Origin of the sequence: Aminivibrio pyruvatiphilus, from assembly GCF_004366815.1 — a bacterium.
GTDB lineage: Bacteria > Synergistota > Synergistia > Synergistales > Aminobacteriaceae > Aminivibrio > Aminivibrio pyruvatiphilus.
Genome location: NZ_SORI01000011.1, coordinates 21,708 through 40,404 on the forward strand (window position 1 = coordinate 21,708; position 18,697 = coordinate 40,404).

The following is an 18,697-nucleotide window of genomic DNA, read 5'->3' on the forward strand; positions in this document are numbered from 1 at the left end:
TGCATATCTCCTCCTTATTGAGTTGTCTGTTTCTGCTTCGTATGGATAGAAAGAAACGAACTGCCGGATAGGAATGGAATTGAAGCCGATTTCGTATACGCTGAATGCTACAACATAAAAAGCATTTTGTAAAGAATTGCCTTCTTTACTGACTTCATCCAGTGGTAATTTTAGTGCAGGTTCGGTTGATAATCAACGAAAATAGTTTTTATTTATTTCAGGCAGCATAAAACGGGATTCCGGATCTGAATCGCCCGCAGAGGTTTTTCCGGCGGGGAAGGGGCCTTATATTTCTTGACAGGAACGAGGCTGAATATCTATACTCAGACAGCAGGGATAGGGAAAGGAGATATCGCTTCTCCTGATATCGTCCTGTTTCTTTTCTCACCCGGCCGATACGGCGGGAGTTACGTTCAAGGAGGAACATTCATGGGAAAGCGCTTAAAAGCAACTATTCTTGCCTCGGCAGTGCTGGCGTGGGTTGTTTCGCTCCCGGCAGCTGCCGCGGAGATGTCCCTTGACGAGTTTCTGCTCTCCGTAAGGGAGAGCAACCCGGTGCTTCAGGCTTCCTTCAGGAGACTGGAGGCATTCAGTCATACGGTGCGGTCATCCGTGGCAGTTCAGCGCCCATCCTTGGGAGTCAGGGGAAACACCACCTGGCTCAGCGATACCTATTCCTCCCAGGCAGGCAGGAATACGGGGTCCAGGGGGAACTATTCCCTCTCGGCGGCAATCACCCACCGTTTTGATGTGAGCGGCGTCTACGGCGCCCAGGAACGGCAGCTCCTTCTCCAGTACAACGGCCTGGCCTCCGACCACCTCGCCCTGGTAAACAACACCCTTGCCGCTGCGGAAAGCCTCTACTGGCAGTCATTCATTGCCCGGCAGAATATTTTTCTGCAGAGGGGCATCCTGAACCAGCGGAAGGAAGACCTGAGAATTACCGAGGAAAAGTTCAGGCAGCAGCTTATCCCCCGCCTGGACGTTGTCCGGGCCCAGGCGAAGGTGGAGGAGGCGGAAAGTCTCGTGGTGGAGGCGGAATCGGCCTACAGGAACACCCTCGCCCAGATGGCGACTCTTGCAGGAGGCACAGATCTTGAACCGAAGGAGGAAAGCCTCCTTGTTCCCGCCCTTTCTGTCCAGGCAGGAATAGAAAAAGCCATGGACCGCAGGAACGACGTCCGCTCGGCCGAGACTGCCCTCGAGCGGGCAAGGGTGCTGAAAACCCTTGCCGCAAAGGGAATGGCTCCCACGGTGGAAGGATCGGTGGGGTACATGCTGCTCACCGACAATGACAATTCCTCACCGATAGAAAAGGAATTCCTTCTCTCCCTGAATGTCTCCATACCCGTCTATGACGGAGGGAAAACGAAGGAGGACGTGGCTGACAAGGCAAAGACCGTCGAAGCGACGGAGAGGACTCTGGAATCCCGGAAAAACCAGGTCCGGGAGGATGTGGTGAAAGCTCTTAACCAGTGGGAAAAGGCGGTGGCCGTGGAAAGCAGCAAGAGAAAGCAGGTCGCCCGGTCTGACGAGGAGCTCAATATCACTCAGCTTATGTACAAGGAAGGCATGGGAGCCCAGATCGACCTTCTGAACGCCCAGGTGGACAATCAGAAGGTCAAGACGGAACACCTCGCTGCAATCAAGGAAATGTATCTCGCCCTGGTAAGCCTGAAGCAGGCCATGAGCGAATACGAACCGGCCCCGGCCGAATAGCGCCTTTTTTTTACAATAAGGGCATTCTCCCGGGGACGGTGCTGCCGGAAAGCATCGTCCCCGGCTTTTTGAACCTGAAAATCTGCGGCCCTGCAGTCCGCGGAAACCATCGTGAACGGAACGGGAGGAAAGTCATGGAACAGGAACGGTTTTCTTTTCAGGCCGAGGCGAAGCAGCTCCTTGACCTTATGATCCATTCGGTGTATTCCAACAGGGATATTTTCCTTCGGGAGCTGATTTCGAATGCCTCGGACGCCCTCGACAAGCGCCGCCTCGAACTTCTTGCCCACCCGGAATATGCCGACAGCGAAGGGGGAGCGGGGCTCTCTGCTCCGTCGATCCGGATTGCCCGGGGAGAGGAAGGACGGACTCTCTTTGTCTCCGACAACGGTGTGGGGATGAACAGGGAGGAACTGACAAACTATATCGGGACCATCGCCAGGTCCGGAACCGGGGAATTCCTTGCGGCCATGAAGGCTGCCCGGGAGTCCGCAGGGGCCGAGAGCCTGATCGGCCGGTTCGGAGTGGGCTTTTACTCCGCCTTCATGGTGGCTGACCGGGTGGACGTGGTGACCCGCCGTCTCGGCGAAGGAAAAGGCTGGCGTTTCTCTTCCCCCGGAGACGGCACCTATACGCTGGAAGAGACTGAAAGGAACGAGCCCGGCACCACGGTGATCCTGCACCTTAAAACGCCGGACAAGGAGAAGGGCGAACGGGATTACACCGATGAGTGGACCCTTCGGGACATCGTGAGGAAGTACTCCGATTTTATCTCCTATCCCATCGTGATGGCCGTAGCGAAGGGGCGGGAGGGCGGCGAAACCGCGGAGGACGAGGTCCTCAATTCAGGAAAGGCCATCTGGCGCCGCCCGGAAAAAGACGTGACCGACGGCGAGTACGAGGAATTTTACAAGCACGTCGCCTCGGACTGGGAACCGCCCCTCGGCAGGGTGGTTTTCTCAGTGGAGGGAGGAACGGAATTCCGGGGGATTCTTTTTTTCCCGTCGAAAGCTCCCTTCGACCTTCACTATGCACCCCGGAACGAGGGCGTGAGCCTGTACATCCGCAACGTCTTCATCATGAACGACTGCCGGGATCTTGTCCCATCCTGGCTCCGTTTTCTGAGGGGCGTGGTGGACTCAGAGGACCTTCCGCTCAATATCTCCAGGGAAATTCTCCAGGAGGATCCCCTGGTAAGAATCATCAGGAAGAGCCTTGTCCGGCGGGTTCTTTCCGCACTGAAAAAAATGCTGGCCGACGACAGGGAAAAATACGTCCGCCTCTGGAAGGAATTCGGTCCGGTCATCAAGGAGGGGCTCGCTTCCTTCGACGGTGCCGAAAAAGAAAACAGGGAGGCCATCCTGGAAATCTGCCTCTTCCCGTCCTCTTCCTCAGGGGATGGTTTTGTTTCCCTTCATGAATACGTGGATGCCATGAAAGAGGGGCAGCAGGGGATTTACTACATCACGGGAAGGAAGCTCCAGGTTCTCAGAAATTCTCCGCTTCTTGAACGGTGCCGGGAGAAGGGGTATGACGTGCTCCTCCTCGCCGACCCTGTGGACGAGGTGATCGCTCCCGTCCTCCCGAAATTCGGAGACAAGGAATTCCGATCCATGGAACGGGAAGACGCCCTGCCTCCGGAGGAAGCAGGGAAAGACACCGTTCAGCCGGAAGGGCTTGCCTCGTTTTTGAGGGGGGTTCTCTCCGAAACGGTGAAAGATGTGAAAATCTCCTCCCGTCTCACGGAATCACCGGCGTGCCTTGTAACCGACGAAGACGGCTCCTCTTTCAATATGGAGCGCATACTCCGGTCCATGGGCAGGGAGGTCCCTCCCCTCAAGCGTATTCTCGAAATCAACCCGGAGCACCCGGTGATCTCGAAAATGGAGAGGATGCTTGCTTCCGGCGGAGCGGAAGAAAAAGTGAAGGAATATGCCTTCCTTCTCCATGACCAGTGCGTTCTCGCGGAGGGAGGACAGATCGCGGATCCCGCCCGTTTCGCCGGAAGGCTTTCCGTTCTTCTTTCCGAAAACATGGATGCCGCAGGAGGCAGCCCCTCTCCGTCCGGTGAAGGGAAATGACAGCCACCGCCAGGGCACGCCTCAAGGCATTCATCGCGGTGGTGGCGTGGGGCGGTTCTCTGCCTTCCATAAAGGCCGCGGTCGCCGAGGTTTCCTTTACCACCCTGATCTGGCTCCGCTTCGGAACAGGGGTGGCGGCCCTGCTCCTGTTCCTTCTTCTCAGGGGAAGGATGCGGCTTCTTCCCCTGAGGGAAGCGGCTGTTTTCGCCGGCCTGGGATTTCTCGGGGTCTTTTTCCACAACGCTCTCCAGGCCTTTGCCCTGAAGACTGTCTCGGCGGGCATGTCGGGTCTCATCGTGGCGGCAAACCCCATCGCCATCGCCCTCCTGGGAGCCCTTATTCTCGGCGAAAGGCTCGACGGGAGAAAGAAAGGCGGGATCCTCCTCGCGGCCTTCGGGGTCCTGGTCATTCTCTCCAAAGGCGATCCCGGCGTGTTCCTGAGGAGAGGCTACAGCCCCGGGGAGCTGCTCATGGTGGTCAGCGTCTTTTCATGGGGCCTTTTTTCCGTCTTTTCCCGGAAGGCTCTCAGGAAAACCTCCCCGGAACTCGGGATGGCCTACGCCCTTTCTTTCGGATGGCTTTTCGCCACCCTTCCCTTTCTCTTTTCGGGGGGGGCTTCGGAGGTCCCGTCCATTTCCGCCGGAGCCTGGGCCAATATCCTGTTCCTCGGTGTATGCTGCTCCGCCCTGGCCTACCTTTTCTGGTACGATGCCCTCCGGGAGCTTCCCGCCTCCGAGGCCGGGGTTTTTCTCTACATTAACCCAGTGGTGGCCGTGCTCCTCTCGGCGGCCTTTCTCGGAGAGACCGTTACCCTTTCCATGATCGCGGGAGGTGTCCTGGTGTTCACGGGAGTCTGGTTCGTCAACACGAAAAAAAAACCGTCCCCTTCCGGGGAAAAATGAGTATTCAGGGAGTGTGGAATCAATGAAGATAACGGCATCCCCTCTTTCCGGCGCAAACGTACAGGGGAGCGGGGCAATTGCTCTGTATGTTTTTTCGGGAGAACCTCTCCCGGCAGGGATCCTTTCACCCGGGGACGTCCCGGCAGCGGCTGCCCTGCTCGATGACTCCTCGTTCAGGGCGAAAAAGGGAAAAATAGCGAAGGCTCTCCTTCCTGGTTCCGCCTTTTCGCCGCTTTACCTTGTCGGCCTCGGAGAAAGGAAGGTTTTCGGGGAGGACAGTCTCCGGTCCAGTACCGCGGAGCTTGTCCGGAGAGCGAAAGGAGACGGAGTTTTCCGTATTTTCGCCCATCTTCCGGTTTCTCCGGACCGGAACGCAAGCTGTGCCGTGGCGGAGGGTGCGGAGCTCGGAAGCTACTCCTTCGAAAAATACAAAACCCGGAAAGATGAAGACAGGCTTCCCGAACCGGGAGAATTCGTCCTGTACGGCGGCGACGGGGAAGGACTCTCCCTGGGGAAAATGCTCGCCTGTGCCCAGAACATGGCCCGGGATCTCGCAAACGAGCCGGGGAACAGGTCCAACCCCCTGACGCTGGCGGAGTATGCCCTTGCTGAAGCAGCAGATTTCGGCCTCGAAGCGGAAGTCTGGGACGAAAAGAAAATCCTCGAAGAGAGAATGGAAGGGCTCTATTCCGTGGGAATGGGGTCGTCCACACCTCCGAGGCTGGTCCGCCTCTCCTGGAAGCCCGACGGCATACCCTTGCGGAAAGTGGTCTTCGTAGGGAAGGGCATCACTTTTGACAGCGGCGGGCTGAACCTCAAGCCCGGCGACTTCATCCGCTCCATGAAGAGTGACAAGTCAGGGGCATGCAATGTTTTCGCCCTCCTCCGGGCGGCTGCGAAGATGAAGCTGCCCGTGGAGGTTCACGGAATCGTGGCCCTCGCCGAGAACATGCCCGGCGGCAAGGCGTTCCGTCCCGACGACATTCTCCGGATGAGGAACGGAAAAACAGTGGAAATCGACAACACTGATGCCGAAGGACGGCTCGTCCTTGCAGATGCCCTGAGCTACGCCTCGGAGCTCGGCCCCGATGTCATCATCGACATGGCAACCCTCACAGGGGCCTGCGCTGTGGCCCTGGGAACGTCCATAGCCGGACTTTTTACACCGGACGACACTCTCGCCGCAAGCCTTCTGGAAGCCGGAAAGGCCAGGGGAGAGCGGCTGTGGCGGCTTCCTGACGATGACGAAAGGATTGCGGAATCCATGAAATCTCCCGTGGCGGACCTGGTGAATTCCGGAAGCAGGTACGGCGGAGCCATCTTCGCTGCACGGTTTCTTCGGGAGTTCGTCGGTGAGGGGATTTCCTGGGCTCATCTGGATATTGCGGGGGTGGACTTCAACAAGGACGAGTATTCGGTCTACGGCAAAGGGGCAACCGGTTTTGCCGTCAGGACATGCCTTCAGTTTCTTTTGTCCGTGCGGTAGTATCAAGGGAGGGGAGGAGCCGGGGGGCTCCTCCCCTCCGCTTATTTTCCGACGCAGAACTGGCTGAAAATGTAGTCGAGCAGGGTGTCGTCTCCGGAAATGCCGAGAAGGCGCTCCATGGCGGACCGGGCCTCGGAGATGCAGGATCCTGCGATATCCTGGCCAAGCCCTGATTCCAGGGCTGCCGAGGCATCCCTGAGAAATCCGATGGCGGCACGGATCTCGTTCACCTGCCTGGCGGACGCATTCAGCCCTGAATCCAGCGCCCCGCCGCCCGCGATGGAGGAGACCACGGCATCCTTCAGGCTGTCCAGCCCGGTGCCTTTCTTTGCTGAAATGGAAAGCATGGGACTTTCGGGCAGAAGTTCGGAGATGGCTTCTTCGGTGGTCCTTCCCGTTTCGTCTCTTCCTGGAGGAAGGTCCGATTTGTTCACCGCCACCACGTGTACGAGATCCCGAAGCCGGTCCGCCATGTCGAAGTCGAAGGGGGCGGGCGGAGCGCTTCCGTCGGCCACCCAGATGCGCACGTCAGCATTTTTGAAGGCTTCCTCTGCCAGCGAGATCCCTATGGCTTCCACTTCGTCGGAGGGTATCCCCATCCCTGCCGTATCCACAAGGCGGAGAGGTATTCCCCTATAAGTGAGCACTTCCTCGATGAGGTCCCTGGTCGTGCCCGGAATCGCAGTGACGATTGCCCGCGACTCCCTGAGGAGGGCATTGAGAAGAGAAGATTTCCCCACGTTCGGCCTGCCCACGATGGCCACCCTGATCCCTTCACGGAGAAGGAACCCCGTGGCGCACCGGTCCAGCAGGTCCTCCAGGCTCTGGCGGATTGCCTGGAGGGAATGGCTCGTATCCTCGTCGCTTCCGTAGGGAAGGTCTTCCTCCGGAAAGTCGAGAGAAACTTCCATTTTTCCCGAGAGAGCCAGAAGCTCGTCATAGATGTCTCTGGCGAAGGAAGCGAGCTCTCCCTTCAGTGTCCTGGCGGCAGCCCGGAGGGCCTCGTCGCTCCGGGAACGGATGATCCCCAGGACAGCCTCCGCCTGGGTCAGGTCGATCCTGCCGGACAGGAACGCCCGCTTCGTGAACTCTCCCGGTTCCGCGAGCCGGGCTCCCCGGCAGAGAAGGAGCTCCAGGCATTTTTGTGCCACCAGGGTGCCGCCGTGGGTGTGGATTTCCACCACTTCCTCCCCGGTATAGCTTTTCGGGGGAGCGAACCATACAGCGAGCACCTGGTCGATGGCGTCTCCCTTTTCGTCAAGAAGATAACCGTTCCGGAGGTATCTGGAGGGAGTCCCTGAAAGGGGAACGGCAAGAGAAAGCTGCCTGTCGGCAAGTCTCCTCGCTTCCGCTCCGGAAAGGCGGACAATGGCTATGCCTGCTTCTCCCCACGCTGTGGCAATAGCCGCTATGGTATCCTGTGTGCCGCTGTGCGGACTCGTGGAATCCATCGTTCTCTCCTCCTCCGGTCTTCCTGCTTCATCCAGCTCTCTTTCGTATCTTACATCAAATTGTCCCCGGGCGCAGAAAAAACTCCCTCCCCGAAAGGGAGGGAGCAGAGGCGGCAGAACAATGGATTGTCAGTGCACTGCGGGGATAGCCAGTTCGGTGACTGCCTCGGCGAGGCGTTTCACGCCCTCCTCGATGATTTCCGGGGAAGGGAAAGTGTAGCACAGCCGGGCATTGTGGATGCCCGCCCCGGCAGTGGGGCAGAAGGGATCGCCGGGAACGAAGGCCACTTTCTTGTCGATGGCCTTTTTGAAAAGGTCGTTGGTGTTCACGGTGGGGAACTTCAGCCAGTAGAAAAAGCCCCCTTCCGGCTTGACCCACGTCACGCCGAGAGGAGTGAGGTGTTTTTCGAAGCTCTTCTCCATGGCGTCACGCTTCACCCTGTAGTTGTCGATGATCACGGGGAGGTGACGGTCGAGGTGGCCGTTCACGCAGTACTCCGCCACCAGGGCCTGGGTGATGGTGCTGGAGCAGAGGTCCGTCCCCTGCTTGAACACGGTGAGATTCCTGATGATCTCCTTCGGTCCCGTAACCCACCCCACGCGGGTTCCGGGGGAGAGGATCTTCGAGAAGGAACCGGCGTAGATTACGCCCCCCTGGTCGTGGAATGAGAAGATGGACGGCAGATGGTCACCCTCGTACCGGACATAGCCGTAGGGGTCGTCTTCGAAAATGGGGATGTTGTATTGTTTGGAGATCTCCACCAGCTTTTTCCGACGTTCCACGGACATGGTAGATCCTCCGGGATTGTGGAAGTTGACGATGGTGTAGATGAACTTGATCTTCTTTCCCTCGGACCTTGCCTTCTCGATGATGCCGGGGAGAAGGTCCACCTGCATGCCGTTCCGGTCCGTGGGGACGCCGAGAAAGCTGCCGCCGTGGTTGAAGAAAACAGTGAGGGCTGCAAGGTAGGAAGGATCCTCGGTAATGACATAATCCCCCTTGTCGATCATGGACCATGCGAAAAGGTCGAGGGCCTGCTGGGAACCGGTGGTGATGAGCATTTCTTCCGGTCCGGCCTTCCTCCCCAGACGGGGTGCGGTCCAGGCTGCAAGAAAATCCTTGAGAGGAGGGTAGCCCTCCGTAGTGCCGTACTGGAGAAGTTCTTTGCCCTGGTCTTTGAGGATGTGTGCTCCCTCGTAGAACTGGTCTACCGGAAACACTTCCGGGGCAGGCATGCCTCCCGCGAAGGAGATCATGCCGGGCTGCTTGATCACTGCCAGCATCTCCCGGATTGGTGACGGCCGGTTGTTCTTCGCTACGGAGCTGAAGTTGTCCTGCCAAATCCCGCTCATTTCTTCGCCTCCCTTGATTTGTTCGCGTTTTCACCAATTATTCGGATTTTACGCCATAGAAGCAAAAAAATCGACAATACAAGTATATTATAGCACGAAGGTGGGGAACGGCGTAAAGCCGTTCCCCACCATAGGAACAGGGACCTGACGCTGTACGTGCCTAGGGCCGGCTTTCCCTTTCTGCCCTGGAATACCGGATTTCCGCAAGAGGGACCCCGGACGGGGAAAGGGCGTCCGTTTTCAGACGGATTACAAAGTCGCAGGGGCCGTCGTCTTCCGGTTCGACCCGGACCATGTAGTCGCCCCATTCTCCTTTCAGTGTGATATTCCCCTCCGCCAGCACATAACCTTCTTCATCCGGAGGGAGAACCTCCACCGACCATGTGCACGGAATCTCCCCGCTTGCTGCAGCCTTCCAGAAGAAAAGCAGTGTACCATCCTCCCCGTCCTCTTCCAGGTACCGGTCCAGTATTTTCGTTTCGATCCCCCGGACGTCGACGTTCACTGAAAACCCGCCGCACCGGAATGGATAGGACCCGGTCGCTATGGCACGGGGAAGGACCAGTTCGAGAATTGCGGTCCCGTCCGCGCCCGGAATCACTTCCTTCACTCCCTCCGTGCCGGCTGTTCCGCCGGGGATCAGGGGGGAGGAAACGGAAAGGGGGTCTCCCCCTTTCCCGGAAATACGGATCCGGACAGTTTCCCCCGCCTCGTACTGCTGTTTTTCCGGAAGAAGGAGGACCTTCCCTGACCTGTCCTGCACCTGGAGGGCATTGAGCAGGATGGATCTTCCCGAGGCATGGTAGAGGCCGTAGAGTATTTTGTTCCCCCTGAAAGAAACCGGTATGTCCGGGAACAGAGCCTTTCCCTTCCCCCCCGTGAGCTTCACCGGTTCAAGGCGGGTTTCGTCGTTGAAGGAGACCCTGACCTGGTATTCTCCTTCGTTTGTATTGGAAGTCACATCCACTTCAAGGGCCAGGACTTCACCTTCCTCGTAGGCTTCCCTGTCTGTCCGTGCTGATACGGAGAATTTCGGAGCCTCGATGGAGAGTACTCCCCGTTTCGAATGGTCACCCGCTTTCACAAGGGCGTACACCCGGGAGTTGACGCTGTCTTCCGGCACAAGAACTTCGAAAGGAACTTCCGCCCGTTCGCCCGGTCCAAGGACTGTTTCCCTGACGATTCTTCCCATATCCGGAATCTCGAGGGAACAGAAGGTCCTCCCGCCTTCATCCCCCCTGTTTTCAAGAACAGCCCGGAGGATTTTTCTTTCTCCCGGCCTCAGTATCTCTTCAGAGGGGACGCTGAGAATGACGGGTGCAAAGGGGGCATGGGGCCGGAGCTCCGACAGGGGAGAAAGCATCAGCCCTGCCTTTTCAGTTTCTCCTCCTTCCACGGCCGTTCGCGAGCTGCCCTTTCCGTACCCTTTCGCTTCCGCTGAAACGGTATGGATTCCTGAGGGCGCGTTCCTGAAAAGAACCTGCCCCGAACTGTTGACATTTCCCCGGAATATCGTTCCCGCACAGGACAGGGCTACGGCCGCGCCCGGAAGGGGTTTTCCGGCAGAATCGGCCACCGATACGAGGAGATTTCCTCTCCCAGGCGGGACAATGCGCTCCAGGGGGATGGCCAGTTCGACGTCCCTGCGGCCCGAGGTGAAAAAGCCGGGGGCGTCAGTCTCCTTATACCCCGGAGAAGAGGCCCGGAACCATTGGTGTTTGAAGTGAGTCCGGGATGAATGGAGGCCCCTGCCCTCGGGAGCCCTGAGAGGAGGTTCACCCTGGGGCTGGAAGGTGATGTTGGTCACTGTTTCCCCTGAAGCCAGGTCGACTCCTTTCAGGTTCATCTGCCCGAGGGGGTCCGTCGGATGGAGATAGACGGTGTGCGTGGTCGAGCGGCCCGGGAAGGCCGTAGGATAGAACCCTGCTTCGAAGTAGCCGTCCGCCCTGATCACCGTGTTCCTGTTCCCCGGCAGGGCTTCCGTGGAGGCCATGCCGTTCTCGTACCGGGCCCACCCGTTTTCGAGGAGGTATGCCGAAAAGACCGGCAGGGGGGTTCCCGTGAGAACGTCCGCCACGGTGAAATCCACCCGCCCCAGCGAAGGGGCGAGGAAAATGGTTCGATCTGCGGTTTTCCCCGGGAATACGGTGGGGTAGAAGGACCCGGTTTCGTAGTATCCGGGTGCTTTGATGACGGTATTCCTGTTCCCCGGCTGGGCCTCCATGGAGCTCTTCCCGTTCCGGTACTGGGCCCATCCTCCGTCAAGCAGGTAGGCGGAAAAAACGGGAAGAGGCTTTCCGGTCTGTCCGTCTTTCACGGAAAAGGCGAGTTTCCCCGTGGATGGGGTGAGAAATACCGTGCGTTGTATGGTCCTTCCCGGAAAAACGGTAGGATAGAAAGAACCGGTTTCGTTGTATCCCGGAGCATTGATGACGGTATTTCTGTTCCCGGGCTGGGCTTCCGTGGAGGCCGTGCCGTTTTCGTACCGGGCCCACCCGTTGTCGAGAAGATAGGCGGAAAACTGCGGTATAGGTTTCCCGGTGATCATGTCGAGAACCGAGAAATTGATACGCCCCGACGAGGGACTGAGGAAAATGGTCCTCGTGACGGATCTTCCCGGAAAAACGGTGGGGTAGAAGGACCCGGTTTCATAGTATCCCGGTGCCTTGATGACCGTGTTCCTGTTCCCCGGCTGGGCCTCCGTTTCGCCGGAGCCGTTTTCGTACTGGGCCCATCCGTTGTCCAGAAGATACGCCGAGAACCTCTGTATTGGTTCCCCGGAGAGGGCGTCAATGACGCGGAACTGTATCTTTCCCGTGGAAGGGTGAAGCTGGATCGTTTTTTTCACCGTTTTCCCCGGGAAGACGGTCGGATAAAAAGAACCGGTTTCGTAGTATCCGTCCGATTTGATGACGGTATTCCTGTTCCCCGGTCTGGATTCTGTGGCGGCGGACCCTTTTTCAAACCCTGCCCATCCGTTGTCGAGGAGATAGGCGGCGAATTTTTCCAGGGGCTCTCCCGTAAGGGCATCCACGGCGCTGAACAGCATCCTGCCGGGAGTATCGGGATAGGGGGCTTCCGAAGAGAAGAGGAAAAACTCCTCCTCCTCCGGAGGGAGTATTCCCCTGGAGAAATACGTCTGGGTCTTGAGTTCGTGGAACCCTGCGGAAGTCAGGGTAAGTTCAAGGGGACCCGGCTCCGGAGACAGGGAAAATGTTCCGTTCTCCAGGCTTTCCGTCGTGGCGGTGGTGTCTTTTTGTTTCAGGGTTATGGAAACGCGGGAAAGAGGTTCTCCGGCAGTGTTTTTCACCACTCCCCGGAAGGGGTACGGGCTTTTTTTCGGGAACAGGAAGACTTCGTCAGCAGGAGTGTCTTTCCTGCCATTCCCCGGAACGAAAAACCCTGTGGTGAGAGAATCGTATCCGTCCAGCTCGAACCTGAATGAGAGCGCTCCCCTGGGCACTGAAGCCTCGAGGATCCCTTCATTCCCCGTGACGCCCAGATCGTGTCCCGTCTCCCTCTCGAGCCGGAAAATTCTCACTCCTCCAAGGGGCTTTTCCGTAATGCCGTCCCTGAGGAGAAAGGCTGCTTTCGCTGAATCGAAGTCGAGATAAAACACCCTTTCCGCCTCATCCAGGTAGCTGTTGAACAGTTCCGTCTCCAGGGACGCATATCCTTCCCGGGTAAACCTGAGAGCGACTCTTCCATCTGGAATCGCAAGGGTGACACGGCCGCTGTCGTCCGTGACTCCCTGCTGGAAGCCGCTGGGAGCGGTCACTTCAACGGATGCTCCTGTAACCGGACTGCCGGTCATCCTGTCGAGGACGGCCAGTCGTGCGCTTCCCGTTTTTTTTGTGTATCCCGGGAAAGATACAGTTTCACCTCGGGCACCTCCGCCTCGGGGTGGACCGACGAGTACCATTCCGTTGAAAGGATGCTGTATCCTTCCGTCTCGGCGGAAATGACCCACCGTCCGTCCTCGAGGCTGAAGATGCATCCTCCGTCGTCGTCCGTCTTCTTTGTTTCGGATGCCGGCTGTCCGGGACGTCCCGCAGAGACGGCCACCCCCGCCAGGGGAGCTTCGCTGACGAGATCGACACAGATGATCTTCATAGAGCCTTTTTTCGGGGTCAGGTAGAGAAGGGTTTCCCTTGTCCTTTCTCCGGCGAGGATTTCCGTTTCAAGAGGCCTGTACCCGTCGGCGGATATCCTCAGCGCTCTCCTCCCGGGAGCGGTCAGGGCGGCGGGTCCGCCGTTGACGGAGAAGGAAATGTCCCGATTCCAGCCGTCATCCTTTGAAAGATCGCTGGTCCTGAGAATTGCGGTGACGCTCCCCACCTCCTTTTCCGATATGGCGTCCAGGATCCTGAGCCGTATTTTCCCCAGGGGGGGATAGAGGTCCAGGCGCTGCTCCCATCCCTCGGTTATCCTGAAGGGAAATTCCGATGAACTCCAGCTCTGTCCTTCCACAAAACACCGTGCCAGGTAATCGCCGGGAAGCAGCGCCAGGGAATAGCGGGCCGAGGCATCGCTTTGTACCGTGTACTTTTCATTTCCCTTGATGATATCGATCAGGCATCCGGGTACGGGCTCGCCGGTTACCCTGTCGAAAACCCGTCCCTAGACCATTCCTGTTCCCTCTCCCTTGCCGAGGGGAAGGAGGGCTATGGGGAATTCGGCCCTGTCCTCCGGACCGATAACGGCCTCTGCCGTGAAGATGTTGAAACCTTCCGCAGAAGCCTCGATGCTGTACCGTCCGTCAGGGAGAGCAATCTCAAAAACGCCGTTTCCGTCGGTTTTTCCCCTGAAGGAGGAGCCCCCGAGATGAAATTCGACCTCGCTCCCGGAGAGCGGAGAGCCTGTGATGCGGTCGGCGACCTTTCCCTTGATGGGGTAGGGCCTGCCGGTGTAGGTGAATGGTGCGCTTCCTACACCGACGATGGTCCCCCTGAGAACGAGAAACGCCTGGAGAGAGCATTCTCCCGAGAACGTGTTTTCCGGAAGGAGAATCTCGAAGGGAACGGCTGCACCTTCCTCCGATACTTCAAAACCGATTTCCTTGTCCAGGGGAGTTCTTCCTGCAGAATCAGCGGCCTTGATCCTCAAAGTGCCTGTTCCTTTCGCCCTGAAGGGATTTTTGAAGGAAACCTCGCCCTTCAGCGCGCTTCCCTCCGGGAAGGTTTGACCTGAAAGGAGGACGGAAATTTCAGCGGACGGGCTCTTCGTATAGAATCCTTTCGATACTGTGCTCATTTTCTCGCCTGTCCGGCCGTCAAAGACATCGACCCACAGCCTGTCGATTCCGTCGGTATTCACGATAGGTATGGAGAGGTTTATTGTCTCCCGCGACCCCGGTTTCAGGGCCAGGGTGTTCGATCCGGCGTATTTTTCTTTCTCCGTTCCCGGCGCGCTTCCGTAGTTGTGGGGGAACCTCCAGTCGACCCGAACCGTCTTTTCAGCTGCCCCCCGGTTCCAGAGGAGAATGGAGAACCGTCCTTCCGCTCCCCTGATATAGTTCTCCAGGTCGCTGGCCACCGATGCGCTCACGCCGTCCCTTTGCCCGTCTTCAGCACCAGAAAGGCCTCCAGGGAGGATGCTCAGTCCGAAGCGTGTTCTTGGGAAAACCACTCCTGTTTTCTTTCCCGATCCGTCGGCGAAAACGCCGCCGAGCCGATAAAAGCCGGGGAGCCCCGGGAGGGGAAGTTCAAGTTCGTCACTCGAAACCGTTTGGGAAGGGACTTCTATCTCGGCACCGTCCGGGCCGAGAAGAAGGGGCGCAAAGGAAACCCCGCGCTCGCCTGTTTCGGGTCCCGGCAGGGGAACGCGGACGGTTTTGCCCGCATGGGGGAGGACGGGGGCGTTGTCAAGAAGGAAGGAGATCAGATCCCTGAAGAAGAGCCTTTCATGAACGGTCCCCTGGTGGTTGCCGGCCGCCCAGTCCAGGTACAGGGTCGAAAGTACGACCCGTCCTTTGCCCCAGGGGAAGGAGATCATGCAGGGCTGGTCGTTTTTAGTTCTCGAAAGCCAGATTTCGCTTTCGGCGGGGTAGTCGAGGAAATATCCGTCCACGTTGAAATCCGGCGTATGGGTCGTCATGGAGCAGAAGGCCCCGTTCGAAGCGGTGATCCGGGCGGAGGCGTACTGGCAGCTCTGGTCTTCCGCGAATCCGTAGGCGGTCACCTTTCCGGGCAGAACGGCATATTCTTTCCCGAGCTGCTGGGAGAAAGCGAGGAGGGTTCCTCCAGAGGAGACGAATTTCTCCACCGCGTTCCGGAAGGTCTCCGAGAGGCTCCAGTCGGACAGGGATCCGCTCGGGAGAATGAGCAGCCTGAATTTCGCAAGGGACTCGCCGGCGTCAACAGGCTGCAGGAGTGTCGCGGGTTCCGTTCCGCCGAGGAGGGCCGCCGCTCCCCTTGCGTACCCCGAGGAAAGGATCGCTACGTCTGGTGTCTCCGCGACTGTCTTCAGGAGATCCCTGTAGATTTCTTCCGCGGCAGCTCCCTGCTCTTCGGAGAAAGGAGCCTCGAAGGTCACCCGCTCACCGGATTTCGAGCCCTGTAGAAAGGCCCCCAGTGTTTCCGGGCCCAACGGTTCGGAAAAGGCGCCCCTGTTCCGGGAAGAAAGGAAATCCATGACGAAGGCGTTTCCCTTTTCCGCCGCCCGGAGGTAGAGGCCCAGCTCCTGGGGAGGAAGGGCGAGCATGGCTTCTCCGATGTTGTCGTTGTCGTCTGGATTGTCCGCCCCGGGAGAACCGAAGGTAATGCCGAGTTCCTTCGCTCTCCTGTCCTTGTACTCCTTCATCCATTTCCACAGGTCTTTCCCCGCGGGAGTCTTCATGATCTTTTCAAGGGCTTCCCTGTCGTCGAGGATGGGCTTGAAGATCCTGTAGTATTTCCAGCGGTTTTTCTCCCATATAGGGGGGAGAGGACCCCCGATGACATGGGTCATGAGGTCGGAGAGAGGTTTGTAGGCCGTATCGAGCCGCTGCTTCATGTCCAGCGCCCGCTGGGCGGCTTTCCGGGCGTCAAGGAGGTCGCCGACCAGTCCGTATCCTTCCGAGATCGCCTCGGCGCCGGAGATGAGCGGCCCCACAGTCACGGATTTCCCGAACTCCCAGGCAGCGTAGGCACCCGCCCAGACAGCGGGAGGCAGGAGCCATTCCTTCCCCTCCCGCAGGTCCTTGAGGTACTGTTCCCGGGTGGAGAGCCCGATCTGCTCTCCCATCTGGATCAGCCCGGGAATGCCGAAAAAGGTCGCCACCCCGTACCCTATGCCTTTCCCGACAGTGAGCAAGCCGAAATTCTCCGGATCCTCCCGTGCGGCCTTGTCAAGATAGTCGGAATACGCCTTGAGGGATTCGTATCCCTGGTAGACCAAAAGTATGCCCGTTCCGACCTTCACCAGCTTCGACGGAGGAGGGGGCGTTGGAGTCGCCGGTTTTTGGGGAAGTTGAGGCTTGATCACCTTCGGTACTGTTCTCTTTGTCCCCGGCGCCGTTTTGTCCGCAAACTGACTCCTGGTCATGGTTTTGCCCGTTTTCAGGTCCGTTACCGTGCCGTCAGGATTTAGCCGCACCTGCTGTTTCGTGATCTTTCCCCCGATTTCCGGGGCCTTTTCCGCAATGTTTCTCAGGGTCTCACCGTTGCTTTTCGAGATTGTATGGAGCTCGTCCGTCAGTTTTCTCCAGGTCTTCTGGTCGGCTTTGGACATGGGGGGCTTTTTGTTCAGTATTTCCGTGAGTTCCTTCACTTTTCCGTCCGTGATCTTCTGGCTCTGCCTCTGGGCCTTCTGGTAGGACTTCGACAGGGAATCCTGGGCTTTATCGAGCCACTGCCGGATCTTTTTGTTTTTCACCTCCGGGGGATCGTTGGGGCTTGTTATACCCGCTTCCTCCCAGCTTCTTCCCTTCCGCAGGTTCTCCGCCTGCCTGGCGAATTCGGCCGCTTCACCCTTTTTCGGAGTCGTGCCCGTCCATTCCATGGCCTTCTTTACGCTTTTGCCGATGGTTTTGGAATCGATCTCCCCGGCAGCGGGATTCTTTCCGATCCCTGCCTCCATCGCTTTTTTCACGTTGTCGAGGACCGCACCGGCGGGGTCTTTCGCGCCCACCTTGCCGCCTGAGGTCTCGAAGAGCCCGCCAGCGGTGGAAAAGGTATCTTCAGCACCTGCCCGGGACGTCACCCAGTTCCGCCATTCCGGGCTTCCGGTCCTCAGGTTCGGGGGGGTCTCCCAGATCACGAGCTTCTTTGCGGGATCCACGTACCGTCCGGGAACGTTCGGGTCAGGACGGATGGAATAGCCCTTCGAGTTGAGCTGGTCCGCAAGCTTTTTCGCGCTCCCGGGCTTCATCTCCGTCAGGTCGATGTCGCTTGAAGGAGTTTTGGGAGCGCTCCCGGAGTTGAGAAACTCCTTTTCCATCCCGGAGGACTTGATTGCGTCCTTGATCTCGGTGAACCGGCCGTCACGGTTTTTGTAGGTTGTCCGAACGCCGTCGGACGCCTTCTGGAAATCATTCAGCCATTTTTTCCGTGCGGAGCTGAAGCTCCCTTCATCGGAAAACTGTCCCCTTTGGGGTTCGGAGGCCGCAAAATTATCCCGTACTTTGCCCAGTTCGCTCAGCATCTCCTCCTCGAGGGATGCTCCGAGTGCCTGTCCGCCGAAGGAGAAGAGATGAAGGGCGAGGAGGGTGAACAGGAAAAAGAGAGAGAAAAATTTCCCGTAATGCCTCGTTTCCGCTGTCTTCAATTCCTTCACTTCCCTTCGGTCCATTCAGCAAGAACTGAACGCACATAGACAGCCTTTTCCGTGTCCTGGGAAAAGGCTTCCGCTGCCAGCCTCATCGTTTCCCCTGCTTCCGGCAGCTCTTCCATCCCGTGGAGGATTACCCCAAGGCAGAAAAGGGCGGTGCCGTTGGGCTCCACGGATGAAAGGTACTTTCGAAAGAACTGCTCTCCCCGGGGAAGGCCGTTTTCAAGAAAATAGGCGGCACCGAGGAGGGATGCCGTCCGGAAGTCGAGCAGAGCCGGCTTTTCGGAAACCGCCCTTTCCAGGTTATCTATCGCCAGTGCGAAGGACCTGTTTTGGTGCTGCAGAATACCGAGGAGAAGCCGTGCTTCGGAGTACGAGGGGTCAAGTTCCAGCGTTCCTGAAGCCGCCTCTTCCGCAAGCTCCAGGGTGAAGGGGTTCGGGCCGAAGGCCGCGTAGACCTGGGCGACGAGGAAAAGAAAATCCGGTTCATCAGGGGCGAGTTCCGCCGCTGAAAGGGCATTGGCCAGGGCAAGGTACAGAGGGTTATCCAGGCCTTTTTCTGAAGGAGTCTTTCTTTCGCCGGACTTCAGGGAATCCAGTATGGATGAGGCTTTACGTGCCCTCAGTATGGCGAGGGTGAGTACGTTCGGCTCATCAGGGTTTTCCATGGCCGCCGCAAGGGCCTTTTCTTCCCCGGGACTGAGCGGGTATGCCAGGTCGAGGCTGTCAAATTCTTCCTGCTCCGGTTCCGTCCCGAACACGTCCCCGGCGGAAGCGAAGATGTCGCTGTCCCGTCCGCTGAAGAAATCAGGCCTGTCGTCCTCGGGTATTTCTTCCTCGAGAATGAATTCCTCTTCCACGGTCACCGTTTCATCTGCCGCTGACGCCTCCTGAAGCGGCATCGAAAAAAGCAGCAGCGCCGCAAGAACAGACACAGTCAACTGCATTGCGATCATC

10 protein-coding genes are annotated in these 18,697 nt (G+C 58.2%); 4 read left to right on the top strand and 6 right to left on the bottom strand.

Features of this window, described 5'->3' with window-relative positions:
- The first annotated feature begins 429 nt into the window (after positions 1–429).
- The 4 genes from C8D99_RS09175 to C8D99_RS09190 all read left to right on the top strand — a co-directional run bounded on the left by C8D99_RS09175 (position 430) and on the right by C8D99_RS09190 (position 6,188).
- Positions 430–1,719 carry a TolC family protein gene (locus C8D99_RS09175; protein ID WP_133957839.1) on the top strand — a complete coding sequence of 430 codons (1,290 nt, stop codon included), beginning with the start codon at positions 430–432 and terminating at the stop codon, positions 1,717–1,719.
- Between the two features lie 134 nt (positions 1,720–1,853).
- Complete coding sequence (htpG, locus tag C8D99_RS09180; RefSeq protein WP_133957840.1) at positions 1,854–3,800, top strand: molecular chaperone HtpG; 1,947 nt, start codon at positions 1,854–1,856, stop codon at positions 3,798–3,800.
- Positions 3,797–4,702 carry a DMT family transporter gene (locus tag C8D99_RS09185; protein WP_133957841.1) on the top strand — a complete coding sequence of 302 codons (906 nt, stop codon included), beginning with the start codon at positions 3,797–3,799 and terminating at the stop codon, positions 4,700–4,702. Before htpG ends, C8D99_RS09185 begins: the two co-directional genes overlap by 4 nt.
- 22 nt (positions 4,703–4,724) lie before the next feature.
- Positions 4,725–6,188 carry a leucyl aminopeptidase gene (locus C8D99_RS09190; RefSeq protein ID WP_133957842.1) on the top strand — a complete coding sequence of 488 codons (1,464 nt, stop codon included), beginning with the start codon at positions 4,725–4,727 and terminating at the stop codon, positions 6,186–6,188.
- Positions 6,189–6,229: 41 nt separating this feature from the next.
- Here the strand turns inward: C8D99_RS09190 and mnmE are convergent, their stop codons facing one another.
- The 6 genes from mnmE to C8D99_RS09215 form a co-directional block, all read right to left on the bottom strand.
- Positions 6,230–7,639 carry a tRNA uridine-5-carboxymethylaminomethyl(34) synthesis GTPase MnmE gene (mnmE, locus tag C8D99_RS09195; RefSeq protein ID WP_133957843.1) on the bottom strand — a complete coding sequence of 470 codons (1,410 nt, stop codon included), beginning with the start codon at positions 7,637–7,639 and terminating at the stop codon, positions 6,230–6,232.
- Between the two features lie 129 nt (positions 7,640–7,768).
- Positions 7,769–8,992, bottom strand: a complete 1,224-nt coding sequence (locus C8D99_RS09200) for an aminotransferase-like domain-containing protein (protein WP_133957844.1) — start codon at positions 8,990–8,992, stop codon at positions 7,769–7,771.
- Between the two features lie 160 nt (positions 8,993–9,152).
- Positions 9,153–12,770 (bottom strand): carboxypeptidase-like regulatory domain-containing protein, encoded by a 3,618-nt coding sequence (locus C8D99_RS09205; protein ID WP_166670102.1) that lies wholly within the window; start codon positions 12,768–12,770, stop codon positions 9,153–9,155.
- 32 nt (positions 12,771–12,802) lie between these two features.
- Positions 12,803–13,462, bottom strand: a complete 660-nt coding sequence (locus C8D99_RS15215) for a peptidase associated/transthyretin-like domain-containing protein (protein ID WP_166670103.1) — start codon at positions 13,460–13,462, stop codon at positions 12,803–12,805.
- Between the two features lie 150 nt (positions 13,463–13,612).
- Positions 13,613–17,761 (bottom strand): carboxypeptidase regulatory-like domain-containing protein, encoded by a 4,149-nt coding sequence (locus tag C8D99_RS09210; protein ID WP_133957846.1) that lies wholly within the window; start codon positions 17,759–17,761, stop codon positions 13,613–13,615.
- Complete coding sequence (locus C8D99_RS09215; RefSeq protein WP_133957847.1) at positions 17,743–18,696, bottom strand: tetratricopeptide repeat protein; 954 nt, start codon at positions 18,694–18,696, stop codon at positions 17,743–17,745. Before C8D99_RS09215 ends, C8D99_RS09210 begins: the two co-directional genes overlap by 19 nt.
- Position 18,697: the final 1 nt, after the last annotated feature.